Consider the following 340-nt stretch of genomic DNA (forward strand, 5'->3'; position numbering starts at 1 on the left):
AAGGAGGCGGTGAAGGCCGGCATCTCCGGCGGGGCGCCGGTCGCGGCGGCGGCCACCGGCGCGGTCTCGCTGATCCTGTGGGCGCTGATCCTGATCGTCCGGCTGAAATACGCGGTGCTGATCCTGCGCGCCGACAACCGCGGCGAGGGCGTCATCGTCGCGATGCTGGCGCTGCTCGGCGCCCGCCACGCCAAGGCCGGCACCTGGCCGGCGCTGCCGCTGGTGGTCGGGCTCGTCGGCGCGGCCCTTCCCTACGGAGACGCTGCTACCACCGCCGCGATCTCCTGGAGGGTGGGGGTCGGATGCCCGCACGTCGGGCCGCCGGGGCTCGATCCGGGTT

Annotated in this window: 1 protein-coding gene; it reads left to right on the top strand. The window is 74.7% G+C overall.

Translation table 11 applies throughout. The features are described 5' to 3' along the window. A partial coding sequence (locus MKK64_RS10320) for a KUP/HAK/KT family potassium transporter (protein WP_243934313.1) occupies positions 1-340 on the top strand: 340 nt, incomplete at both ends.

Source organism: Methylobacterium sp. E-025 (genome assembly GCF_022829705.1).
In the GTDB taxonomy this organism is placed as follows: Bacteria; Pseudomonadota; Alphaproteobacteria; order Rhizobiales; family Beijerinckiaceae; genus Methylobacterium.